The organism is Vibrio metschnikovii CIP 69.14 (assembly GCF_000176155.1).
GTDB classification, from domain to species: domain Bacteria; phylum Pseudomonadota; class Gammaproteobacteria; order Enterobacterales; family Vibrionaceae; genus Vibrio; species Vibrio metschnikovii.
The window spans coordinates 114,662-138,999 of sequence record NZ_ACZO01000004.1; the positions used below are offsets into that span (position 1 = coordinate 114,662).

Genomic DNA, 24,338 nt, shown 5'->3' on the forward strand with positions numbered 1-24,338 from the left:
AACTCAACGGTCTCCTTGCTCAGCGATGGTTTACTCTAATCAACGGCCTCAGCCCAATAAGGTGTAATAATGAAAATTGTCATTGCTCCTGATTCATACAAAGAAAGCCTAACTGCGATGGAAGTGGCTACCGCGATTGAAAATGGATTTAAACAAGTCTTCCCTAACGCCCAGTACCTAAAATTACCCATGGCCGATGGTGGAGAAGGCACGGTTCAATCCCTAGTTGACGCGACCGGTGGATCCATTTTTATGGCCACAGTCACCGCCCCTTTAGGTGAACAGATTGAAGGTTTCTACGGATTAATGGGCGATGGTAAAACGGCTATCATAGAGATGGCGGCCGCATCTGGTTTACACCTTGTCGCGCCAGAGCTGCGCAACCCAATGAAAACCACCAGCTATGGCACCGGTGAACTGATCAAAGCTGCACTCGAGCACGAGGTTGAGCAGATCATCATAGGGATTGGTGGCAGCGCGACTAACGATGGCGGTTTAGGCATGGCGCAAGCATTAGGGGTTAAAATGCTGGATGCACAAGGCGATGAGCTAGGTTTTGGTGGTGAAGAACTGGCTAAGCTGGCTCGCATTGATACCTCTGCTATCGACCCACGCTTAGCTAAAATCACGCTACAAGTGGCTTGTGATGTGAATAATCCTTTATGCGGTAAACAAGGGGCAACGCAGATATTTGGCCCACAAAAAGGCGCAACACCAGAGATGGTTGCGCAGCTTGATACCAACCTTGCCCATTACGCACAGATCATCAAAACGCAACTGGCAATCGATGTCAAAGATATCCCTGGCGCAGGCGCGGCGGGAGGTTTAGGAGCAGCGCTGATTGGTCTGCTTGGTGCAAGCCTACGTCCCGGCATTGAGATTGTCATGGAAGCCGTCAATCTAAGTGATATGGTCAAAGATGCCGATTTAGTGATTACTGGCGAAGGGCGCATTGATAGCCAGACTATTTATGGCAAAACGCCCATCGGGGTGGCACGGACTGCAAAACGTTTTTCGGTTCCGGTAATTGGCATTGCGGGGAGTTTGTCTGCCGATTGCGGCATTGTGCATCAGCATGGGATGGATGCGGTATTCAGCGTAGTACCAGGTTGCGTTGACTTAGCGACCGCTTTTGCCGAGGCGGCGCAAAATATCGAGCTCACTGCACGCAATGTGGCGGCAGTATTGCGTTTGTCTCGCGCGGATCAATCTTAATCGTCGTTAGCCAATGACGATTAAGATTACACCAAGCAGCATGATGTCATGCTGCTTAATAAAAATGCCAGTGATCGTCAGATCACTGGCATTGTCTATTCACGACTTATCACTCAACACGAGACTTAGAAAGTGTAGTTAGCCGAAATCCATAAGCGGCGTCCTTCTAAAATCGCACCTTTGGTCGATTGTTGAAGATGACTGTATTGACTGGCGTAGTAGGTATCACCGTCATACTCATAAGCGGTGAACTTACGAAAATCTTGGTTAAATAAGTTATAAATTGTCGCATTGACACTGAAATTTTTATTGATCCGATAAGCACCACCCAGATCAAACAGGGTATACGCTTTAATATCACCTACCGCATCGTACATCGCTTTATTAGCGGCAGTGAGATCTTCCACTAAACCATTAAAGCGACGACTTTCGCCACGATAATTCACCGCTAACCAAACATTCGCTTGCTCAGTCGCAGCCCAGTTCACTTTCGCACTGGCTTTGTGTTTTGGTGTATCACTCAGCTCGCCAGCAACCTTACCTTTTTCCTTAATTTCCGTTTCGGTAAAGGTGTAGTTCATCGAGAAATTCACGGTGTCGAGCAATGGCATCGCAAAGGCAAATTCAACACCACGACTGTAAGCTTCATCAACGTTAGTTTGTTGGCTAAAGGTATCTTGAGCCCAGTTATCACCATAACTCACGCAGCCAGGACGGTTCGGATTGGTCGATGAGAAACAGTTGTATAATGGCGTACCCGTTGAGATTTTATCATCAAACTGGTTATGGAATAGCGTTACATTGGTAGTAATGCCTTGCTCACCATTGTAGTAAAAACCAATCTCGGTAGTGCGAGTGGTCTCTGGTTTTAGATCCGGAGAACCGATGGTAATTTGTGTCCCTTGCCCAGTAATCCCATTAATGCCACTGTGCAACGCATTCACTTGTGGTGCTTTATAACCGGTACTCACGCCACCTTTGACTGTCATTGTCGGACTCAGGCTGTACACTGCATAGGCACGAGGACTGAAGTGGCTACCAAAGGCATCATGATGATCGTAACGTCCACCTAAAGTCAGGCTTAAAGCATCTGTGATTAACCATTCATCTTCGGCAAACAGTGACCACGTTTTTTGCTCAAAATCTTCGCTGACCATACCGTCAGTCATAGAAGCATTCCAGTACTGCGCTCCCACGGTCAGGTAATGATCATCACCGATGGTCGTATTTAGTTTGGTATCAAACACAATATTGGTGGTTTCTAATTCACGCTGATCTTTGACATTCTTACCTGGGATACCACTCGGACGATTTGGATTCCCCGGAATGGTGCGACCAATGGTCTCAGAAACGTTATACATGACACTCGATTCCCATACCCCTAAATCTACTTGAGAAGTATGACCGAGTGCAAACTGACGGTTTTCATAGCGTAACTCGTCAGCATAACCGCGCCAATTGGTTGCAGTATCATTGTTGCTCAGTTTACGATTTTCTGGAGTACCGTTATCGTAATTCTGACGAGATAAGTCCATATCGAACCATAAGTTATGATCGTCTATCGCAATGTAATCAAAACGAGTACCAAAGGTATAGTTTTCATTATCGACTTTGCTTTGCCCACGGGCGTCTAGCTCGCGACCATCTGCTCCCTGCGCAGTCAGATTGGATTCATTACGTTTATAAAAACTACCGCGAACGGCTAGACCTAGCGTATCAGCGATCAGCGGACCACTGGTATGCAAACTGGTTTTATGAGTATCACCAAATTCACGCTCTTGCTGCCAAGTATAATCTTGGGTGATCGATGTATTCCAAGTGTCGGTTACTTTACGGGTGATGATATTGATAACCCCGCCCATCGCATCTGAGCCGTAGAGCGTTGACATCGGGCCACGGACAATTTCAATTCGCTCAATAGCATTAACCGGCGGCATAACCCCACCAGACATCTCACCAAAGCCATTTGGTGTGATATTTCCCGCAACATTTTGTCTGCGACCATCAATCAAAATCAGCGTATATTCAGACGGCATACCACGGATACTGATGTTCAAACCACCGGTTTTTCCAGTATTACCAAAAACATCAATCCCTTCTTGATCTTGTAGCGCTTCAGCAAGATTAGCAAAACGCTTCATTTCCAGATCAGCACGGGAGATCACACTGATGGTAGCGGGAGCATGAGTCAATTTCTTTTCAAAACCAGAAGCGGTGACGACCATCACTTCATCCGCTTTACTTTCCACTTGGGCCAACACAGGCAAATGACACAGCGAGGCAATCGCCACCGCTAAGCTCGTTTTACGAGTTAACAACATGGTTCTATTCCTTTATCTTTATTGCATAATGCCCATTGTTTGGTCCAAGGAGGCGCTCAACAGCGATAATGATGGCGGCACTCACCATGATTGCCGCATCACGACAGCTTCACGTTGGTTGGAAATAAATGGGCTTGAACTATCACCGGAAGGAATCTAACTAATAATAATTATCAATTGTATTTACTTTACATTCTTTACACTGATAAAGGGAACTTTTCTCAACATCCTAATCGAAAATGATATTGCCCCCTCTCAATTGGATAATATTCTGAAAAAAAGTAAATCGTTAATCGTGACGGTGGCTTAACTCAGAGGGAAGGTAGACAGGAAAGCTCAGCGTAACGACTAAGCCGTGATTATTTTCAGCACTCACATGGCCATGCATTTTCTCAACCGATTGCTGAACAATGGACAAACCTAATCCATAACCATGACGAGAAGATAGTGTCGACATCGTTTGATAAAAAGGACGAAAAATCGCCTCTAATTGCTCACTCTCCACCCCAGGACCATCATCCATCACGATGATTTTGACTTGCCGATCCTGCTTTTTTGTCATCACTGTAATGCAACACTGCTCACCCGCGTACTTAGTCGCATTAGTCAATAAGTTATCCAATATACTGCCGAGTAACACTCGATCGCCCCGTATCCATTCATCTTGTCCACTCGGCACAAATCGCAGTTGCTGAGTGGGTTGTAAATGTGGACGAAACTGCTCGGTTTGCTGACTTAAATACGCCTGCACATCCAACGGTTGTAATACCACATCACAATGAAGACTGCGCAACCGACTAAGCTCAAGAATTTTCTCAATCATTGAATCCATCAACTGAGCTTCTTGTTCAGCGCGCACTAACCATTGAGTGCGCTCTTGGGCAACATCAGTATGGCTGGCTAAATGCAGAGCTAAGGCTTGCCGAGTCAGCGGTGTTTTTAACTCATGGGATAAGGTACGAACCAATTTTCGCTGCTCTTCAATCAATCCTTGGATCTGCTCGGCCATGTTATCGAAATCAGCCGCCAGTTGTTGAAACTCCCACGGGCTATGACCTATCGACTGTGAGACACGCGTTTCCGTGATCCCCTGAGCAACCGCACGACTAGCAGACTGTAAACGTCCCAATGGTCTTTGCAATTGACGACTTAATACCCATGAGATCAAGGTTAAAATTAATAGGCTGAGCAACAGATTCGTTGACCAAAGATAATAGCCCGCTCGCGATGCAGGATGTTGCTGCCATGGTAACTGGACCATCAGCGAATATCCATCGCTCATCGGCACAATGATCATCGGTTTCGAGACTCGAGTCCCCATGGGCTCGGTGAGCTGACGAGCGTTACGCATTTTCATCTGCACATGAGGGTGAATATCTCGCCCACTGACGACATGATTAGTACTGTCTATCACGTACAATAAATAAGGCTGAGACATTTCCCATTGCGCTAACGCCTCTGCACCGAGCTGGCGCTGTTGATTGGCGCTGGTACTTAACTGTTGTAATTCTCGTTGGACTTTATTAGGTAGGGTTAAAAAACGCTCGTAGAGCACCATCTCTACGGCAGTAAAAGAGAGCAAAATCAACAACACACTGAGCGCTAAACTGGCAAAAAGACGCACCACCAATCGCTGGCAAATATGGTTTCCAGAAAAAAGACACCATTGTCTTTTATTGAACATGGGCACTGGCAAATTGATATCCCACGCCTCGCGCGGTACGAATGGTGGATTTTGGCCATCCAGCTTGCGATAGCTTACGACGTATATTACTGATATGCATATCTAAATTACGATCAAACGGACACAACTCTCGTTTTAACACTTGATGCTGGAGCTCAGATTTGGAGATCACTTGCTGCGGATGAGCCGCCAGATAAGTCACTAAATCGAGTTCGGTTTGGGTGAACGGCAGCCGACGTAAGGTATCAATATGCGCTGACAGTTGCCCTGAAAAATTCAGTGCAAAATGATGGGTATGACGCTGTTTCTCTAATGCAACTCGACGTAGTGTCGCTTTGATCAAAGTGAGTAATTTCGGAATACTGAACGGTTTGGTTAAATAGTGATCCGCTCCGGCTTCATAGCCATCGATTTTTGCCGCTTCGTCCGCAAAAGCACTGATCATGACAATCGGGGTCGAAAAACGCTGGCAGATGCGCCGTGCCGCCTGCAATCCATTGAGTTTAGGCATCATCACATCGAGTAACACCAGATCAAAGGGATGGCTGGCGAGCTGAGTTAACGCTTGCTCGCCATCATGGGCACAGATGACTTGATAGCCTTCATTCACCAACACGGATTCGAGCAGTTGGCACATCATCGGATCATCATCAGCAATTAGAATGGTCGGCATGAGCTTAATAATAACAAATAGGAATTGTTATTATTCTATTTATTATTAACTCAAATACAAGCACAACAGCCGATAGCCTTCATACGAGTTAATCTAAATCAATTTGCCAGCGCTGCCAGGGATGTTCAACATCAAATCCTTGCCCTAAACGGCTTAACGGATCGATCACAATATAGCGTGAAAACTCTCCCAATAAGACCTTTAACGCAGGACTCGGCGGACGAGTCGTCAATACCCAAACATCGGATGACGTTTGCAACCATTGTTTTAACTGTTGTTGATCTTGCGTATTCCACTCCAGCTCCGGCTTAAATTGCTGCCCTTGGATTGATAAACTGTAGCCCGCAGCAAAATCGAGCAGTGCTTCATCCAATAACACCACACTTTCGACCTCATGATTGAACAATCGCGCTTGATTAGCAAAAAGCTGCTGCTGTAGTTCACCAGCCACGCGCTGCTGATTCGCCTGAATATTCGCTTGTTGTGAGCTAAAAATTTGCTGTAAATCGAGGCTAATATTATTCAGCATGGTGGTTAAATTGAGTGGATTGAGCCACACATACGGCGAGATCTGTCCTTGTCCATCTCGTAATGATGAAACCGCTGGCGCTCTTGGCGTTAAGGCTTGCGCAGCATCAATGGGCACCAGATGAATATTGTATTGACGCACCTGAGGATAAATCGGATCTTGCGGCCAAATGGAGCGGATGGTCACGACCGCTTTCGCTTCTCTGGCGTACTTGGCCACTTTTTGCTGCTCACTATCAAACCAGCTTTGATGACGCTGCAAGCTAAAGCGAGGCGATGGCAGATAGACAACCTCTATTGGCGTCTGAGCAACCAGCTGCTTGGTTAACCAATAGGTGACCGGCAGAGAAGTTAATACACGGTCTTGAGCTTGTGCTGATAGAGACACCAGCAGCAATGAACTACACAATAGCAACCACAATTGGGTCATGATGGTTCGGCAGTGAGGGTACATAACATTATCCATTCGGTCTTAATACTCGCCATAAGGTGGCGCTGATAAAAAACAGGGTTGAGAGTAAAATAATCGCCGCCCCAGAAGGTAAAGGCCATTGATAAACAACCGGTAAAATGGTCCCGCCAATGCAAGCTAAGGTCGCTAAGCAAGCCGATAGCATCACAAAGCTGGCATTATTGCGAGTTAATAGACGCGCCGTCGCGCCGGGGATCAGCAGCAGGGCGCCAACTAAAATTGCGCCAATCACTTTGACCGAAACTATCGTCACTAGGGTTATCATGATGACAAACAGGTAGTCATAACCGTTGACCAGGTAGCCACGGACTTTCGCGATATCCGGGCTTAAACAAGCCAGTAAGATACGGTTATAACTGAGTAGCAGTACTAACATGATCAAGCTACACACTAGAACCAGCAACATAATATCTTGCCGAGTGACGGTTAAAATCGACCCAAACAACACATTTTCTAATAAATGAATATTAATTTTACGCGCTACGTACATCAGTAGCGCTGCGCCCAATGCCAAGGCTGCGGAGAGAAAGACGCCAACTAAAGTATCGTAAGGTACTTGGGTACGATTACGCACGTAATGCAGTAGTAAGGCAAAAATCAAGCAGAAGCTGAACAAACCAATCATCGGCGATTCGGGACTTTCACCCAATAAAATACCGATAGCAATCCCCGTAATCGCTGCATGGCCCACCGCTTCGGAGAAAAATGCCAAGCGTTTCGCTATCACTAAAGTCCCCAACCCACCAAGCAAAGGGCCTAAAATTACCGCAGCAATTAACGCATTGAGCATAAAAGCGTAGGCAAAGCTTTCCGCTAACCAACCACGTTCAACTCCGGTGATCAGCCATTGTTGTAATGTTTCCATTAAGCCGCTCGCTCTTGTTTGGACGCCAAATGCCCATGCTGACTGTAGTGCTCAAAAAGTCGCTCAATATTATCGGGGTGCAAGACTTGTGCGACCGGTCCCGAGGCGACCAATTGACGATTGATGACATGGACTTGGCCAGGTGTAGTTTGTAAGATGCGCCGTACCGCGCCAATATCATGGTGTACCGCTAATACCGTCACACCTTCGGCCACTAAATCCGCAATCAGTTGCTCTAAGTACTGTACGCCTTGCTCATCCATCCCGGTTGTCGGTTCATCCAAAATCAGCAGCTCTGGCTTATCGAGTAGCGCCTGAGCAAACATCACCCGTTGCAATTCACCGCCTGATAATTGACCCAGACGTAAATGAGCACGACTCGCCATACCAACCCGCTGTAGACTGTTCAAAACCTGCTCGCGATTCGTTCGCTTGTAAGGTGACAGCGCTTGTAAAAACAGCGGTAACCGGCTGATATTGAGCAGCATAAAATCCATCACACTGATCGGTAAACTTGATTCAAATAAGGCTTTTTGAGGCACATAACCCATTTGCTGCTTAGCGCCCAGCGGCCACTCAAGAGCAATACCTCCCTGAAAAGGGGTTAAGCCCATAATTGAACGCAGTAAAGAGGTTTTCCCTCCGCCATTTGGCCCCATAATGATATGGCATTGGCCAGCGGCAAACGCATGATCAAACGGCATTAAAACCTGTTGATTGGCGTAACCCAAACTCAGTTGGCTAAGATGAATTGCCGGTCCCAGCATCATTGAGCTTGCTCGCTCATCTGATTAGCATAATGAATGGCTTGCACTAACGTTTGTGTGTTGTCTTGCATCTCTTTGATCACTTTATCGGCCGTAAAAGGACCATGAGTCATGTGTGAAAACCGGTATAACTTAACGCCAGTTTCGCGCTCAATGGTATCGACAAAGCGATTCGGCATTTCTAGTTCATAAAACAGGACATTAATTCCAGACTGGCGAATTTTATTGATCGTATCTTGTAGCTGGCTGGCACTCGGCTCAACCCCGTGGGCAGGTTCAATCACCGCACTGACTTCAATCCCAAATTCTTGCAGTAAATAGTTATAGGCGTTATGAGTGGTTGCCACTTTTAAAGCTTGAACATTGGCATCAATTAATTGTTGCATCGCCGCCTGCTTCATTTGACGCATCTGGCGCGCAAATTGCCGCGCATTGGCGAGATAAAATTCACCATTATCAGGATCAAGCTGAGCTAAAGCCTGAGCAATGGTATAGACCTTTTGAATCGAGGTTGCGATACCCACAAAAGTATGGGGATTTTTGGCACCATCGCCAACACTCGCGCCCATTGCGGCCAATAAGGGCACTTGTTGATTAGCGTAAATAACTTGAAGATCGGAACGCTGAGCAGCAGCAAGCACTTTCATCGCATAATCATCATGACCGATGCCATTGACCACCAAAACATCCATCTGCTGTAAACGCAGTAAATCCCCCGGTTGCGGTTGATAATTGTGTGGGTTAAAGCCTGCATCAACCAGTGGCAAAATGGTCGCTCTATCTTGGACAATCGTGGCAACATAACTGTAGTAAGGGTGTAGCGTGATACCGATGGTCAATTTATCAGATCCTGCCACCGCGTGACTGGCAAACAGTAAGGAGATCGTTAACAGCGTTCTATGAAAGACGGCTCTAATCTGGCTTGATAACATAACGATTTTTCTCTTATTAATGCGATAGTGAGGCAGACAGCGGCCAACGCTTCCACCCAGCTTGAATCCATGATGAATCAGTAAGTGCTAACCAATCTGATAACTCTCCCACAATTGGCTGAGTAAAAAACCAGACTTGCGCGTCAGCATCAGGGCCTTGGGGGTACCAGATCAAAACATGCCCAACTTGACTAGGGTCTTGCGCCAATCCTAAATAGCCTTGAGCAACCTGCTGCCATTGATGTTCACCCAAATAATGCCAGCTACTATCACGCACAAAAGGCGCAATACCCTCTTCTGCCAGCCATTGCACCGAGGGCCACTGATGCTCTAGATGGTGAAAGAAATGCAGCTCTTGTTCAGCAAGGCTTAGCTCAATCAACAGACTTTTTTGCTTTTCATTGAGATCCTGGGCACGCAGCTCAAAGGATAACGGCGTCGTCGGTGGTGTGACTTCAACGAGTCTGCCACGCAACAACAGTGCCGAGACCAGTAGGATCAACAGCATGCTGCCGAGTACCCACCATGTTTCTTGACTGCCCTTATCCGCCTTGACCTGAACGCGCACCGTCGACGGCGTTGATGAGTGAGAATTAAAGTTCAACGCCATCAATCTCAACAGGTGCTTCATGGCCAGGATCAAACACAATGTAATAGTCACCGTTTGGGATAGTAAACGTCACCTCAGAACGTTGATCGGTTTTTCCAATTTCAATCAGTACATCGTCATAATCAAACATACGTACCGTTTCATTGATGGCCGGACTACTGTCGCTGTATCCCGCTTGGCACAAGATGTGATCGGCCTGTTTTTGGCACTCCATGACTGGAAAATGAGCCCAACTCAACCCACTCAATAAACCACTCGTCAACACAAGCCACTGTTGCCACTTCATTGCATACCTCTTATTTTAAAACCGCTTCAAAAGTTAAATGGATGGAAGAACGCGCTTGTTCAGCAAGTGGATTATCGTCTAAAGGACCGCTAAAACCAGCAATCAATAAATAGCGACCCGCCTGATGTGGCGTGAATTGAATTTTGCCATCCTTATCGCTAGTCAGAATCACCGCTTCTTGTTGATTACGGTACAAAGTGCCATCTTGACGAATTTCTGCTTCTACACCAGCTTGGGGCTGTCCATTAAAGAAAAACTGCAAAATCGCGGTTTCGCCTTCGACAATGTCGGCTGGATGAGTCACAGGAACCAACTCTAAGAATTTCTTTTCTAATTCAAAAACTTGTCTAGATGGTTGATTCACAGTGACATAAGCTTCAGTACGGTTAAACACCAAAACGCTTTGCACATTCTGCGCTCCTTCAGGCAACACTGCATCACGCTCTGCGGCATTGGCAGCAATACGTCGTGGCGTTTGACGAGCTCCGATGGTGTAAGTGGTCATATAAAATGGCTGACCCGTAAGGCTGATTTTATGGGTGCCCGGTTCAGAGAAAAAGAAGTCGAAGCTCGACTTACGCTTATGCTTAGCCACAAAAGCAAAGCGCTCGCGCTGACCACTTGGCGTGATCACCACGCCAGAATCTAATCCTAACGGCTTATCGAAGACAAAAGTTCCGTGTGACGCGCTGGCGTCAGTGGTGATCCAATCACCGTCTTGTGAAGAGACCGTAAACTCACTCGGTAACACCCAACGAGGATGGGCGACCACTGCCGCTGACGCTAAGGCCGCAACCGCTAATAAACCGGTAGAAAATACGCGATACAACATCATTTATTCATTCCTATGTAGTGCTCTTAGTTGAAGAGCCGTCATACTATTAACGACTATCCTTGGATTAAATGGCGATCATTAAGGTTGATAACGTAGCCTGATCACGCCCGTTTCATAAGTAGCATCGAGTTGATACTGCTCAGGCTGAGCATGCAACGTCATTGCTTGTCGCACTACGTCTCGGCCACCGTGCTCACGAACCACTTCGGCATAAAACAGGTAGTCCCCTTGCGCTAATGGCTGACCTTGGTCATCTAAACCATCCCATTGCAAACGGTATTGTCCCGCCGGACGAGTCGCGGATGTCACCGCATCGATCAATGCCCGATCGTAACGGCCCACTTGTCGCCACCAGCGACGAATATCTTTAAGCCAAGTATCTTCTTTTTGCCATAAGGCAACCGTACGCACAGGCTGACCTTGAGCGTCTTCTATCCAAATCGCAACATAAGGTCTGGCGTACATTCCAACGTCCAGTTTTGGCAGTTCAAACTCAATATCCAGCTTACCCAAAGGCGCGGCGAATACATTAACGCTCAGTACACTGAGTCCCAATAACCAAACGTAAAGCCGTCCTCGCTGTTTCTTCATGATCTACCGTCCACAAAAATATCTAAAATAACCATCAATCTAAAATGACTGAGCGCATCAACAGCCTTTAAGGCACCGCCAGCCAATAAATAACAAATGTGATTAACGTACCAAGGCTGCACCAACGTATGGCATAACGCAGTGTGCTTTTCTTTGGCAGTAATAGGGCAAGACCCGATAAGATAAACACCAGCATCAAGAGTGATGAGACATCAATCACCCACTTCCACCACTCACCACTATGACGCCCTTTATGGAGATCATTGAATTTAGCTACCCAGCCATAATCACTGATATCGAGCTCCGCTTCTCTAGAGACCAAATCGATAAACAACGCGGCACTGTAGCCGGGAGCGGTAAAGCTCGCACTCGCTTCACCTTCTTGTAAGACACCATTGTCTGAATCTAGATAGATATCGAGTCGCGACATCTGGCCACGGATTGGCGTATGCTGAGCAAGAAATTGGCGTAATTCCGGTTCATTAATCGCAACTTTGCTTTCAACAAACAATAAATGATGAGGAATAGTGACTCGCCATTCGGATGTCTTAGCTTGAGCTGCCACAAACAGTTCCGGCCGATTAAGCGTTATCCCCGTAACAGCAAAAAACAGCATTAGCCCTAATACCGCCATAGAGACATAAATGTGTAAACGGCGAGCCCAAAGCTGAAAAGTACGGTGCTTATAAAACATGACTGGTCTATTAACGAATAAAACTCCCAGAAAGCTACATGATAAGCAGTCTCATTTTTATTCAATTTACATTATTTACATACAGAACGATAAAAAGAAGGGAAAAATCGGTTATCGAGAAAGTAAAAATTAGGTTTAGCATCCAGCAGCAATAAAAAAGAGCCACCGGAACGGTGGCTCTTGATTGGTCAACAGACGGGTAAACGATAAGATTTAGCGTTTGGGTATATCTCTCTATTATACGGCTTGCTGAACAATCACTGTATCCGCCTTCTTGGTGTAATGAGGCATCAGATGGAAGTTCAAATAGCGATAGGTATCGGCTGCCGTGGCATCAATCTGCTTCGCGTAATCCAAATACTCCGTCATGGTCGGAATACGGCCCAATATCGCCCCAACCGCTGATAGCTCCGCTGAAGCCAGATACACATTCGCTCCAGTTCCCAAACGGTTCGGGAAGTTACGCGTTGAAGTCGACATGACGGTTGATTTATCAGCGACTCGCGCTTGGTTACCCATGCACAAAGAGCATCCCGGAGTTTCAATCCGTACCCCAGCACGGCCAAAGATACCGTAGTAGCCCTCTTCGGTTAATTGGTCGCGATCCATCTTAGTCGGTGGCGCTATCCATAAACGAGTATCGAGCTGACCATTGTATTTTTCCAACAGTTTACCTGCCGCTCGGAAGTGGCCGATATTGGTCATACAAGAACCAATAAAGACTTCGTCGATTTTAGTTCCTGCACAATCAGACAATAAACGAGCATCATCAGGATCGTTAGGCGCGCAAAGAATTGGCTCTTTGATATCGGCTAAGTCAATGTCGATCACATGGGCATATTCCGCATCTTTATCGGCTTCCATCAGCTCCGGATTCGCTAACCACTCTTCCATCGCTTTAATGCGGCGCTCAATCGTCCGGCGATCGCCATACCCTTCGGCAATCATCCATTTAAGCATGGTGATGTTTGAATTCAGGTACTCGGCGATCGACGCCTGCGACAGCTTGACCGTACAACCGGCAGCAGAGCGCTCAGCAGAAGCATCTGACAGTTCGAAAGCTTGCTCAACGGTTAAATGTTCAACCCCTTCAATTTCTAACACGCGGCCTGAAAATTCGTTGATCTTGCCCGCTTTCTCTACCGTTAACAGACCTTGCTTGATACCGAAATAAGGGATGGCATGAACCAGATCACGTAAAGTGATCCCTGGTTGCATCTCACCTTTAAAACGAACCAAAATCGATTCTGGCATATCCAATGGCATGACACCCGTTGCCGCTGCAAACGCCACCAGCCCGGATCCTGCTGGGAAAGAGATCCCTAGAGGAAAACGGGTATGTGAATCCCCACCGGTTCCAACCGTATCTGGCAGTAGCATACGGTTTAACCAAGAGTGAATAACACCATCTCCCGGACGCAGTGAAACGCCGCCACGATTCATGATGAAATCAGGCAGGGTATGGTGCGTATTAACATCGACCGGTTTCGGGTAAGCGGAAGTGTGACAGAAAGACTGCATTACTAAATCGGCAGAAAAGCCCAAACAAGCCAAATCTTTCAGCTCATCACGAGTCATCGGCCCAGTAGTATCTTGCGAGCCAACCGTCGTCATTCTCGGTTCGCAATACGTTCCAGGTCGCACCCCTTTTACGCCACACGCTTTGCCGACCATTTTTTGTGCCAGAGTGAAACCTTTTTTGCTTTCAGCCACAGGCACTGGACGACGAAACACCGTTGAGGGCTCTAAACCCAGTGATTCACGTGCTTTATCGGTTAATCCTCGGCCGATAATCAATGGAATACGGCCACCAGCACGTACTTCATCAATCAAAACGTCCGTTTTTAATTTAAACGTAGCGAGTACTTCACCCGTTTGATGATTGCAGACTTTGCCTTCATACGGATACACGTCAATCACGTCCCCCATATGCAGCTTGGAGACATCCACTTCTATCGGTAAAGCCCCCGCATCTTCCATCGTATTTAAGAAAATAGGCGCAATTTTACCGCCTAGAACATAACCGCCAGCGCGTTTATTGGGGACAAACGGAATGTCATCACCCATAAACCAAAGTACGGAGTTAGTCGCCGACTTACGAGAAGAACCCGTCCCGACAACATCGCCCACATACACCAGTTGATGGCCTTTTTGTTTGAGGGCTTCGATCTGGCCAATCGGTCCGATACTGCCTGGTTGATCCGGATGAATACCTTCGCGCTCATTTTTCAGCATCGCTAACGCGTGGACAGGAATATCAGGACGAGACCACGCATCAGGCGCTGGAGATAAATCATCCGTGTTGGTTTCACCGGTGACTTTAAAGACCGTTAAGGTGATCTTTTCTGCTAAAGCGGGTTTAGACAAGAACCAATCGGCATCCGCCCAAGCTTGCATCACTTGCTGAGCAAAGGTATTGCCTTTTTGCGCTTTTTCTTCAACGTCATAAAAAGCGTCAAACATTAATAGCGTGTGTGATAGCGCCTTAACCGCAATCGGAGCAAGCGTGGTATCGTCCAATAAAGAAACCAGAGGTTCAATATTATAACCACCTTGCATGGTGCCAAGCAGTTGCGCGGCTTTTTCCCGACTAACGAGAGGAGACGTCACCTCACCTTTGGTGACGGCAGTTAAAAAACCCGCTTTAACATAAGCGGCTTCATCAACACCTGGAGGAATACGATTTTCAAGTAAATCAAGGATGAAGTCTTCTTCACCCTGTGGGGGATTTTTCAATAATTCAACAAGTCCAGAAACTTGCTCAGCGTCTAAAGGTTTAGGGACCACTCCTTCAGCGGCACGCTCTGCGACGTGTTTACGGTAGGCTTCAAGCACGACTTTTTCCTCTCATTGCGGTTCACCCCAGTTATTATTAAAAGGTGAGTGAACATCCTTGGAAACTTGGCTCTCCATTGCTGATGTTTTCATTCAAATATGATTGAGAAACCGCGCCCTAGAGGCCAAACTGTGGACAATAGAATAGCAAAATTAACGATAAATTAAAATCTCATCATGTTGACCAACATAGCAAGTTAAGATGAAACTTACTCGCTACCAAGCTGCACTTAAAATGTCGTGCCAATAATAAGATAAAATGAATCGTAATTTTGCTCGGTTCGTCCATAACCGAACATCACTGGACCAATCGGCGAGTCGATACCCGCAAAAACTGAACCCGCGACATATTTAGGTGCCGTATCAATTTTCACATCAGGATCCGACCACACGCCACCATATTCAATTGACGCCCCTAAATAAAATGGCGCATTAAATAAACCAAAATCATTATCAAACCAACGGTAGCGATAGACTAAACTGGTGAATATTTTATTCTGTCCCAGTAAACTTTTACGCGGAATGCCCGATAAATTTAAAAAACCACCAATAGTTTTAGGTTCAACTGGAGTAATTGAGTTTTTACTCCTCACTTCTCCATAATCTAAATTGGCGACTAATGTGTGCCGCCCAATACTTTTTGCCGACATCAACTTAGCGGAAATATCGTATACCGTATCAGAAGAACTATCGACAGGCTCATCAAAATCCTTCACCTTGTCATGTGAGATGAAATATTCAAGATCAATGTAGTTACCTTCACGGGGTAAACTAAAATTATCCAGTGAATCAATTCGATAATTGATAAACACGCCTTGGCGAGTGAAAGTGCCATTGCCATAATCTGGCGCAGTTGATGGTTGAACTTGTCCATCAACATAACGCGCACCCACTCTTAACTGACGCCATAAGGTTTGTTGATAACCAAGCGCCGCCTCTCCAGTCAAGGTCAGATAAGTAATGGGAACATAATTGCGTGTCACGGACAGTCCGGTATTTTCAAAACCATCATCGAATGGTAATTGGCGATTATCATCCCGATAACGCGCGGTAAACGACACAAAGGTTTTTTGGCTGGAGAACAGCGGTGAATAGAGCTCGGCCTCTAGTTGTTTATCCGTTCCTAAGTCCATATTCAACGCTAATTCGGCACCATGAGAACCCAGATCGGTAAAATTCAAAGACGCGCCTAACGAATATTGACTAGTGGTACTAAAATCATCTTCTAAAAAAAAGCGAAAATTTAAGTAATTAGGCCCCCAGCCTTTTTCGTAGACATCAATCAGCAAATGATTTTCTTGGTCAACTTGTTCGTATTGGTAACGGACCAATTTAAATCGGTCTAAGGCATAGAGTCGATCAACGCTGGCTTCGATCTCTTCGGTACTTAACGTCGTATTTTGCGCTAAGTTCAACCTATTTTTTAGCAGTAAGTCACTATAATGAGAGTGGTTACGAATCGCGATATCGTCGACCGTTAGCATATCGCCATATTGTAAGTGTCGCCGGCGCTCCGCTTTGCCATCAATATAATCTTGATATTGAGCACTACTCAAAGCAAGGACTTGTAATTGCTGCTGATGCTCTAGCGCGGTCTGATAGCCTTCAATAAAAGCATCGGGAATTTTATAAAAATCGGTAGTTTCCATCAGCCCAACATTTGGTCTGAGTAAAATATCCTGCTCACTAAGATGAGAAATTTGACGCTCAGTCGTGCGGCGCACAAGGTAATTAGACAGCTGGTTAGCGGCACTTAAAAAGCTGCTGAAAGAGTCTTGCTGTTTATAATCGGAGCTAATGTCCACCGCAATCACCACGTCAGCGCCCATTTGCTTGGCAATATCGACCGGCATATTATTGGTCACGCCGCCATCAACTAACCAACGACCGTCAATATCATAAGGTGGCAAGGCGCCAGGTACTGACATACTGGCCATCATCGCATCGACTAAGTAGCCTTTATCTAATACCACGGGTTGCATTTCAATAATATCGGTCGCTACCGCACGATATGGGATCACTAAATCATCAAACGAGTCTAACTTAGCAAGGTTGCCTGAGGTTTCACGCAAAATACGCAGCATACTTTGCCCTTGCACTACGCCCCGCGGGGCACGAATACCATCCCAACCAAACCCTAAATCAGTGGTTAATTGATAACGGTCTTCGTACTCTTTATCACGCACTCGACGCTGACTGCGGCTGACCCGATCTCGATAGCCCGATTGCCAGTTAACGCTATAAATGACACTTTCAATTTCTTCGGCATCCATGCCTGTCGCATAAAGCCCCGCGACATAGGCGCCCATGCTGGTACCGATAATAATATCGACCGGTATTTTCATCTCTTCGAGCGCTTTAAGCACTCCCATATGGGCGGCGCCTTTTGCGCCGCCGCCTGCTAAAACAAGCGCAATGATCGGACGAGGATGATTGATATCATCGCTAGTAACAACGACATGTTCTGTATGCTCTGCTGATACAAACCAAGGGAACATCGTGGAAAAGATAACCATCACACTAAGCTGAAAACGCTTCACACCTTGTCCTCTCATCCTTAAAAATCAAGCTACTATAAATAAGCGAGATTATAGATTACCACCGAAAGAGATTTTTTAACCACTCTTGAGGGCGGTTGTCACACTGTTTCTTCATTTCACCGGTTCGATCCCAAACTGGCAAGGTAAATTCACTGCCGCAATCGACTTGTAAGGCGCCAGAGGCGGTAGGTTTAAAGCCGATCATCGTAATCCCACTTGGCCACGGCAATGATAAGACTTCAGGCGTGCGCTGACGTAAATATTCGGCATAGACGCGCAGTGCACCACTCGCTCCGGTTAATTGTGTCGGTTGGTTATCATCGCGTCCAAGCCAAATGGTGGTCACTTCACGGCCATCAACGCCGACAAACCAGCTATCACGCCGATCACTGCTGGTACCCGTTTTTCCAGCTAATGCCGCCCAAGCAAACTGATTCGTGAGATATCGCCCCGTACCTTGCTGAACACCTTGTTTCATAGCGTAAGTGGTCAGCCATGCGGCTTGCTCATCCACCACCTGAGAAACTCTCGGGATTGACTGATAAAGCACATTGCCTTGTAAATCAACGACGGAACGTAGCGCAGAAAGTGGCGCTTTTCTACCGGAATTGGTCACGGTTTGATACATTTGCGCTACTTGATAAGGTGTGAGTGAAAATGCCCCTAGTAACATGGCTGGCACAGGACGAATCTCTTGGCTATCGACACCCAATTGCTGCAAGGTTTTTGAGACGTTATCAATGCCTAATGCCATACCCAGTTGCACAGTCGGTACATTGAATGATTTGGCTAACGCTTGATACAAAGGCACATCGCCTCGATATTGACGATCAAAATTGCGCGGTGTCCAAACACTGCCCTCACTGCCTTTTAGACTGATTGGCTTATCCATTAAGGTGGTAGCCAAATGATAGCGATCCGGCTGCGCGAGCGCGGTTAAGTACACAGCTGGTTTGACTAATGAGCCAATCGGACGACTGGCATTGAGGGCGCGGTTAAAGCCATCATAGCCTGTGCGCTTACCTCCGACCATGGCACGAATTTCACCACTGGTCCGATCGACAGCAATCGCCGCCGCTTCTAATTCATTACCCGCTTGCTTGGCTAATACTGGTACTTGTTCCGCAATGGCTTGCTCCAGTTTGGCTTGCGATACCGGATCAAGCGAAGTAAACACTCGTAACCCTTGATCCGCTTGAAAGCGTTCTGCCAATTGCGATCTTAATTCAATCGAAACTTGCTGGAAGTAAGCGGGCTGCCGGCTGGCAATTCTTGGTTGCGGCTGCACATCCAATGGTCTGGCTATCGCTTGTTGATATTGTTGAGCAGTGAGAATGTTTTGATCCATCATTAATCTCAGTACCAGATCACGTCGCTCACGCGCGCGCTCAGGAAAACGTACTGGATGATAAAAAGACGGTCCTTTGACCATGCCGACCAATAAAGCTAATTGATCAATGCGTAACTCTTGCAGAGGCTGACCAAAATACAGGCGCGACGCTAATCCAAAACCATGAATCGCCTCACGACCATTTTGTCCAAGGTACACTTCGTTCAGGTAAGCCTCAAGGATCCGGTCTTTACTGTAGCGATAATCAATGATCAGCGCTAAATAAGCTTCACGAACTTTTCGCCATAAGGTGCGGTCGCTGGATAAAAAGATATTTTTCGCTAGCTGCTGAGTTAAGGTGCTGCCGCCCTGCACCGTTCTTCCCGCTTTAAGGTTGGCAAGCATCGCACGTGCAATCGACCACGGAGAGATACCATCATGCTGATAAAAATAGCGATCCTCGGTAGCGAGCAAGGCATCAACCATCACTTCGGGAAACTGCTCACGACGCAGGAATAAGCGTTGCTCTAACGCATTACGCTCTAACATGCCGAGCATTTTTGGATCTAAACGGAAAAAACCGAGCTGACCTTGGCGCGCTTCTAAAGATTGGATCTGTTGTAAACCGTTTTGATCAAACGTCAACATCACGTGCCGATCCGCTTCTGGTCCATCGGCGAATTCAAAGGGACGACGAATTAACTCAATACGCGTCGCCGAAGACGAATACTCGCCAGCCAAACGAGGTTGATTCACTTTGCGATAATTTAAGATATCCAATTCATTACGCACCTCGGCTAAGGTAATGCTATCGCCCGGTTGCAGAGTCAATACTCGAGCATACATCACGGTAGGCAAATCAAACAATTGGCCTTCAAAGCGCTGTTTAACCACACTATCTAGATACAGCCCAGCAAACAGTAACACGGCCAATAGAGCGAGTGCACACTTCCAAGCGACGCCCCACAATCGTCGCCACCAAGAAGAGATTGCCCGAGGAGCCGTTGAAGAAGAATTGCTTTTGGCAGCCGTTTTTTTCGATGCTTTATTGGTAGGCTCGGCTTTTTTCGAAGCTGGCCGTTTAAGCGGAGTTTTTTTATTGGTCATGAGTTTAGATGTCGTTTCGTTTTTGTCGTCGCACTGTGGTTAGCCGGATCATCCGGCCAAATATGTTTTGGGTATCGCCCTTTCATCTCTTTTTGTACATCACGGTAAGCGCCCTGCCAAAAACTGGCTAAATCACGGGTGATCTGTAGAGGGCGTTGCGCGGGGGATAACAACTCCATTACCACGGCAATCCGTCCTTTCGCTATCAACGGAGAGCTTTTTTCACCAAAGACTTCCTGCATTCTCACCGATAACACCGGATCATGCCCAACTTGATAACGTATTTTTTTTCGTGTACCCGTTGGCAAAAGATGATGAGTGGGTAACCATTCGTCTAATTGCTGATTCAATGGCCAAGCTAAATAGGCATTCAGAGCTTCAATAATCGGTACTTGCTGCAAAGCCTTTCCAGAACGAATACCGATGAGATAAGGCGCTAACCAATCTGCCAGATGATTCAATAACCCTTCATCGCTCATATCAGGCCATGCCTCTTCCGGCAGCCATTGGCAAGCACAGCGCACCCGCGCAAACCATTCTTGGCTAGCACTATCCCAATGTAATACCGAAAGCCCTTGGCGCTGGACAAAATTAAGTAAAGCCTCGGTGATTTTTTCAGATTCAGGGGCAGGAAGCACTTGCCGAGCAATCAGTAACTTACCGAATCGCTGTTGCTTTTCCGCAACAAAGCGCTGGGATTTATCATCCCAATCAACCCACTCCTGCTCGATAAGACGCTCACAGTGATCGGTAACTAATGATTGAATATCAACCTGCAGAGCCGTAAAAATTTGACTTGCTTGCTGCTGGCCACGCAACAAATCCAGCGCAAGCAAATATTGACTACTGGCAAGAGGATGATCATCAAAGGTAAAGGCACCATGACCATTAGCTAAAACATATTGCCCATGACGCCCCCGTTGCTGGGCTAAACGATCAGGAAACGCAAAATAGGCAACACTGGCCAGCAATCGTTCATCCACATCTGAAAGACAAAAACGAGTGCTTAATAGACTCGCTAATGAGCTCGCTCGCTGATCCAATCGGGAAGATTGGCGGTGTAACCGCTGCTGCCAACGATGCAGACTGTGCTGAATATCCAATACTTGCCGTTCAGGCTCCTCCAATAAGGCCGTTAATGCCACAGCCGTCGATAAATAAGCGGGGCTTTGAGTTGCCGCCCAAATGAGCATGGCTGCTAGTCTAGGCTCAACACCTAATTGATGGGCTTGTTTTCCCGCGCTAGTCAGTTGCCCCCGCGTATCCAGTAATTGTAAATCAGCCAACAACGCTTGAGCTTGCTCAAGCGCCGATGGAGGAGGCACATCCAACCATAATAAATCACTGGCTGATTGCGCTCCCCATTGGGCAAGTTCTAAAGCCAGCGAGGCTAAATCACTGTGTAAAATTTCTGGTGGTGGTGTGGATGGCTGCTGCTTCAACTGCGCTTCACTGTACAGTCGCACGCATAAACCAGGCTCTAAACGCCCCGCACGCCCGGCTCTTTGCTGAGCCGAAGACTGACTAATTCTGACCTGTTCTAGGCGAGTAATACCCGTTTTCAAATCAAAACGAGCTCGCCGCTCAAGCCCAGAATCAACCACTAAGCGAATGCCCTCAATGGTTAATGAGGTCTCGGCAATATTGGTCGCTAATACCACTTTACGTTGACCACTCTTGGCAGGAAGCAGAGCTTGTTGTTGCTGCTCAAAAGGCATCTGACCAAATAAGCCATGCACGCTAATCTCGCTAGGCAAGTCGCTGAGCCGCTGTTGTAACTGAGCAATACTGGCCGCACTGGGTAAAAATGCCAGTAACGATCCGCTGTGCTGGGTGAGTAAGCCACGGATCTGCTGCTCCATCACCGCCTGCCAAGTTTGATTGGACGATAGCGGACGATAGTCAACAGTGACGGGATAACTGCGTCCTTGTGATTCAAGGTAACCAGCGCGAGGCAATAGCGTTTGTAATGCAGAGCTGTCTAAAGTTGCTGACATAACAACAATTTTCAAGTCATCACGCAATGCCATTTGCACTTCCAAACTGAACGCTAAGGCGGTATCCGCGTGCAGACTGCGCTCGTGAAATTCATCAAAGATCACTAAATCAATACCACTTAACTCTGGATCGTGCTGAATCATCCGCGTCATGACCCCTTCAGTGACGACTTCTAAGCGAGTCTGTGCACTAACCTGACTCTCACCACGCACTCGATACCCCACCGTTTGACCAACCGACTCACCCAATTGCTGTGCTAAATAATAAGCAATATTACGCGCGGCTAGTCTGCGTGGCTCCAGCATAATAATCTTGCCGTCGATCAGATTAGCCTGCAAAAGTTGTAACGGAAAACGGGTCGATTTTCCTGCCCCAGGAGGCGCTTTAAGGATCACTTGATTTTGCTGTTGGATAGCACGAAGTAATTCAGGAATAACCGCATCGATAGGTAAAGCTGACAAAATAGCGTCCTTCTCAAAAAGCAACGTAGTATTGTACATAAAAACAGTAGTGAAACCCAACTAACTTACTTTCAGTACATTATGTTGTGTCCCGAAAGTAAACCTTTTACAAACAGTAAAAAGCCAGACGCGATAGGCATGATTGATGGTCAATCCGAATCACTCAACGTGCCTTTAGATTGTTTTTAACGTATAAAATAAGCCTTTCCCTTATCAAACTGGTTATCGGATGCAATTTACCCCTGAGCTACACAGCGCCATCTTAATCAAACGCTACAAACGTTTTTTAGCCGATGTCCAATTAGACGATGGCTCAATCATGACTATCCACTGCGCCAACACAGGGGCGATGACCGGCTGTGCTCAACCCGGCAGTCGAGTATGGTATTCCACCTCAAACAATCCTAAGCGTAAATATCCACACAGTTGGGAACTCACCGAAACCCTCTCCTCTCAACAGATTGTGGTGAATACCTTACGAGCCAATCAATTGGCATTGGAAGCGATTGAAAACGGGACGATTAAGGAGCTACAAGGCTACCCTCAGCGACAGAGCGAAGTAAAATATGGCCAAGAAAATAGCCGAATTGATCTCTTGCTTAGTGGTCCAGATTTGCCAAACTGTTATGTAGAAGTGAAAAGTGTCACCTTACTTGATGATCCTTCTCTCAATCATCACGTAGGAAAGCCATCTGTCGGTCAAGGTTATTTCCCAGACGCGGTAACCTTACGAGGACAAAAACACTTACGTGAACTGACCGAAATGGCGAAAAATGGGAGTAGAGCTGTACTTTTATTCACTGTTTTGCATTCAGGGATTGAAAAAGTCTCTATCGCTCACCATATTGACGCGAACTATTCACAATTGTTAACCATGGCTCAAGAAGCCGGTGTCGAAGTACTGTGCTATAAAGCGCAACTTTCACCACGAGAAATCCAATTAGTATCGCCAATCGAGTTTGTGCCTTCACAGTAAAAAAAATGATGACACCTTCACATTGACGATAAGTTTACGATTGAGTATTTGCCTCGGCCCCTTCTTTTTGCTATAGATACCCGCCTCAAATTAACTGCTCTCGCAGTTGACTAGGTGTTAGTAGGAGATGCTGTATGCCAGAATCCAAAAAGAAAACGCTAGGCACCCTAGCCATTGCAGGTGTTGAGCCGTATCAGACCAAACCCGGTGAAGAGTATATGTCGCCGGATCAGATCGCTCATTTTACTAAAATTTTAGAAGCTTGGCGTAACCAGCTTAGGGAAGAAGTCAGTCGCACCGTTCACCATATGCTGGATGAAGCAGCAAACTTTCCCGATCCCGTGGATCGCGCGTCTCAGGAAGAAGAATTCAGCCTAGAATTGCGTAACCGTGATCGTGAACGTCGCTTGATCAAAAAAATTGAAAAGACGCTCGATAAGATCAAAGAAGACGATTTCGGCTTCTGTGAATCTTGCGGTGTTGAAATCGGTATTCGCCGTTTAGAAGCTCGTCCAACGGCAGACTTGTGTATCGATTGTAAGACACTGGCAGAAATCAAAGAAAAGCAGATGATGGGCTAACCACAGTCGCAACGCTGATTGATGATAAAAAAGGAGC

The 24,338-nt window shown here is 46.6% G+C and carries 19 protein-coding genes; 3 read left to right on the forward strand and 16 right to left on the reverse strand.

The features are described 5' to 3' along the window. The first annotated feature begins 69 nt into the window (after positions 1 to 69). The gene (locus VIB_RS01645) at positions 70 to 1,215 is read left to right on the forward strand and encodes a glycerate kinase (protein ID WP_004394215.1); all 1,146 of its coding nucleotides are present in this window, start codon (positions 70 to 72) and stop codon (positions 1,213 to 1,215) included. Between the two features lie 125 nt (positions 1,216 to 1,340). Here VIB_RS01645 and VIB_RS01650 read toward each other — a convergent pair whose 3' ends face one another. From VIB_RS01650 to hrpB, 16 genes are all read right to left on the reverse strand, one after another. Then, positions 1,341 to 3,536 (reverse strand): TonB-dependent receptor domain-containing protein, encoded by a 2,196-nt coding sequence (locus VIB_RS01650; protein ID WP_004394216.1) that lies wholly within the window; start codon positions 3,534 to 3,536, stop codon positions 1,341 to 1,343. Positions 3,537 to 3,825: 289 nt separating this feature from the next. Next, positions 3,826 to 5,220 carry a HAMP domain-containing sensor histidine kinase gene (locus VIB_RS01655; protein WP_004394217.1) on the reverse strand — a complete coding sequence of 465 codons (1,395 nt, stop codon included), beginning with the start codon at positions 5,218 to 5,220 and terminating at the stop codon, positions 3,826 to 3,828. Next, positions 5,210 to 5,893, reverse strand: a complete 684-nt coding sequence (locus VIB_RS01660; RefSeq protein WP_040903799.1) for a response regulator transcription factor — start codon at positions 5,891 to 5,893, stop codon at positions 5,210 to 5,212. The genes VIB_RS01655 and VIB_RS01660 overlap by 11 nt, the downstream gene beginning before the upstream one ends. Before the next feature lie 88 nt (positions 5,894 to 5,981). Then, a complete protein-coding gene (locus VIB_RS01665) occupies positions 5,982 to 6,875 on the reverse strand; it encodes a metal ABC transporter solute-binding protein, Zn/Mn family (RefSeq protein WP_004394219.1) in 894 nt (297 codons plus the stop codon). Between the two features lie 4 nt (positions 6,876 to 6,879). Beyond that, positions 6,880 to 7,758, reverse strand: coding sequence for a metal ABC transporter permease (locus VIB_RS01670; protein WP_004394220.1), 879 nt, complete (start codon positions 7,756 to 7,758; stop codon positions 6,880 to 6,882). Beyond that, a complete protein-coding gene (locus VIB_RS01675; protein ID WP_115152532.1) occupies positions 7,758 to 8,525 on the reverse strand; it encodes a metal ABC transporter ATP-binding protein in 768 nt (255 codons plus the stop codon). Before VIB_RS01675 ends, VIB_RS01670 begins: the two co-directional genes overlap by 1 nt. Continuing rightward, positions 8,525 to 9,457 (reverse strand): metal ABC transporter solute-binding protein, Zn/Mn family, encoded by a 933-nt coding sequence (locus VIB_RS01680; protein WP_040903802.1) that lies wholly within the window; start codon positions 9,455 to 9,457, stop codon positions 8,525 to 8,527. Before VIB_RS01680 ends, VIB_RS01675 begins: the two co-directional genes overlap by 1 nt. Positions 9,458 to 9,473: 16 nt before the next feature. Continuing rightward, on the reverse strand, positions 9,474 to 10,067 hold the full coding sequence (locus tag VIB_RS17020; RefSeq protein WP_004394223.1) for a DUF6162 family protein: 594 nt from the start codon (positions 10,065 to 10,067) through the stop codon (positions 9,474 to 9,476). Beyond that, positions 10,051 to 10,353 carry a hypothetical protein gene (locus VIB_RS01690; protein WP_040903804.1) on the reverse strand — a complete coding sequence of 101 codons (303 nt, stop codon included), beginning with the start codon at positions 10,351 to 10,353 and terminating at the stop codon, positions 10,051 to 10,053. The genes VIB_RS17020 and VIB_RS01690 overlap by 17 nt, the downstream gene beginning before the upstream one ends. Before the next feature lie 10 nt (positions 10,354 to 10,363). Next, a complete protein-coding gene (locus VIB_RS01695) occupies positions 10,364 to 11,185 on the reverse strand; it encodes a DUF4198 domain-containing protein (protein WP_040903864.1) in 822 nt (273 codons plus the stop codon). 81 nt (positions 11,186 to 11,266) lie between these two features. Then, the gene (locus VIB_RS01700) at positions 11,267 to 11,779 is read right to left on the reverse strand and encodes a DUF2271 domain-containing protein (protein WP_040903805.1); all 513 of its coding nucleotides are present in this window, start codon (positions 11,777 to 11,779) and stop codon (positions 11,267 to 11,269) included. A 67-nt stretch (positions 11,780 to 11,846) separates the two neighbouring features. Continuing rightward, positions 11,847 to 12,473, reverse strand: coding sequence for a PepSY-associated TM helix domain-containing protein (locus VIB_RS01705; protein ID WP_004394227.1), 627 nt, complete (start codon positions 12,471 to 12,473; stop codon positions 11,847 to 11,849). Between the two features lie 237 nt (positions 12,474 to 12,710). Next, positions 12,711 to 15,308 (reverse strand): bifunctional aconitate hydratase 2/2-methylisocitrate dehydratase, encoded by a 2,598-nt coding sequence (gene acnB / locus VIB_RS01710; RefSeq protein WP_004394228.1) that lies wholly within the window; start codon positions 15,306 to 15,308, stop codon positions 12,711 to 12,713. A gap of 230 nt (positions 15,309 to 15,538) precedes the next feature. Next, positions 15,539 to 17,848: a patatin-like phospholipase family protein gene (locus VIB_RS01715; RefSeq protein ID WP_256593185.1), complete on the reverse strand. Its 2,310-nt coding sequence runs from the start codon at positions 17,846 to 17,848 to the stop codon at positions 15,539 to 15,541. Between the two features lie 55 nt (positions 17,849 to 17,903). Further along, positions 17,904 to 20,285: a penicillin-binding protein 1B gene (mrcB, locus tag VIB_RS01720; protein ID WP_004394230.1), complete on the reverse strand. Its 2,382-nt coding sequence runs from the start codon at positions 20,283 to 20,285 to the stop codon at positions 17,904 to 17,906. Next, on the reverse strand, positions 20,282 to 22,744 hold the full coding sequence (gene hrpB / locus VIB_RS01725) for an ATP-dependent helicase HrpB (RefSeq protein ID WP_040903809.1): 2,463 nt from the start codon (positions 22,742 to 22,744) through the stop codon (positions 20,282 to 20,284). The genes mrcB and hrpB overlap by 4 nt, the downstream gene beginning before the upstream one ends. 229 nt (positions 22,745 to 22,973) lie before the next feature. Between hrpB and sfsA the strand changes: the two genes are divergently transcribed. Beyond that, positions 22,974 to 23,720 (forward strand): DNA/RNA nuclease SfsA, encoded by a 747-nt coding sequence (gene sfsA, locus VIB_RS01730; protein ID WP_004394232.1) that lies wholly within the window; start codon positions 22,974 to 22,976, stop codon positions 23,718 to 23,720. A gap of 134 nt (positions 23,721 to 23,854) precedes the next feature. Then, positions 23,855 to 24,301 (forward strand): RNA polymerase-binding protein DksA, encoded by a 447-nt coding sequence (gene dksA, locus VIB_RS01735; protein WP_004394233.1) that lies wholly within the window; start codon positions 23,855 to 23,857, stop codon positions 24,299 to 24,301. Positions 24,302 to 24,338: the final 37 nt, after the last annotated feature.

Coding starts and splice junctions, on each gene's coding strand:
- VIB_RS01675 (WP_115152532.1), bottom strand. CDS start 8,525: ATGCTGGGACCGGCAATTCATCTTAGCCAACTGAGTTTGGGTTACGCC.
- VIB_RS01690 (WP_040903804.1), bottom strand. CDS start 10,353: ATGAAGTGGCAACAGTGGCTTGTGTTGACGAGTGGTTTATTGAGTGGG.
- VIB_RS01665 (WP_004394219.1), bottom strand. CDS start 6,875: ATGTACCCTCACTGCCGAACCATCATGACCCAATTGTGGTTGCTATTG.
- VIB_RS01650 (WP_004394216.1), bottom strand. CDS start 3,536: ATGTTGTTAACTCGTAAAACGAGCTTAGCGGTGGCGATTGCCTCGCTG.
- VIB_RS01680 (WP_040903802.1), bottom strand. CDS start 9,457: ATGTTATCAAGCCAGATTAGAGCCGTCTTTCATAGAACGCTGTTAACG.
- VIB_RS01660 (WP_040903799.1), bottom strand. CDS start 5,893: ATGCCGACCATTCTAATTGCTGATGATGATCCGATGATGTGCCAACTG.
- VIB_RS01695 (WP_040903864.1), bottom strand. CDS start 11,185: ATGTTGTATCGCGTATTTTCTACCGGTTTATTAGCGGTTGCGGCCTTA.
- VIB_RS01655 (WP_004394217.1), bottom strand. CDS start 5,220: ATGTTCAATAAAAGACAATGGTGTCTTTTTTCTGGAAACCATATTTGC.
- VIB_RS17020 (WP_004394223.1), bottom strand. CDS start 10,067: ATGGCGTTGAACTTTAATTCTCACTCATCAACGCCGTCGACGGTGCGC.
- VIB_RS01670 (WP_004394220.1), bottom strand. CDS start 7,758: ATGGAAACATTACAACAATGGCTGATCACCGGAGTTGAACGTGGTTGG.
- sfsA (WP_004394232.1), top strand. CDS start 22,974: ATGCAATTTACCCCTGAGCTACACAGCGCCATCTTAATCAAACGCTAC.
- mrcB (WP_004394230.1), bottom strand. CDS start 20,285: ATGACCAATAAAAAAACTCCGCTTAAACGGCCAGCTTCGAAAAAAGCC.
- VIB_RS01705 (WP_004394227.1), bottom strand. CDS start 12,473: ATGTTTTATAAGCACCGTACTTTTCAGCTTTGGGCTCGCCGTTTACAC.
- VIB_RS01700 (WP_040903805.1), bottom strand. CDS start 11,779: ATGAAGAAACAGCGAGGACGGCTTTACGTTTGGTTATTGGGACTCAGT.
- VIB_RS01645 (WP_004394215.1), top strand. CDS start 70: ATGAAAATTGTCATTGCTCCTGATTCATACAAAGAAAGCCTAACTGCG.
- dksA (WP_004394233.1), top strand. CDS start 23,855: ATGCCAGAATCCAAAAAGAAAACGCTAGGCACCCTAGCCATTGCAGGT.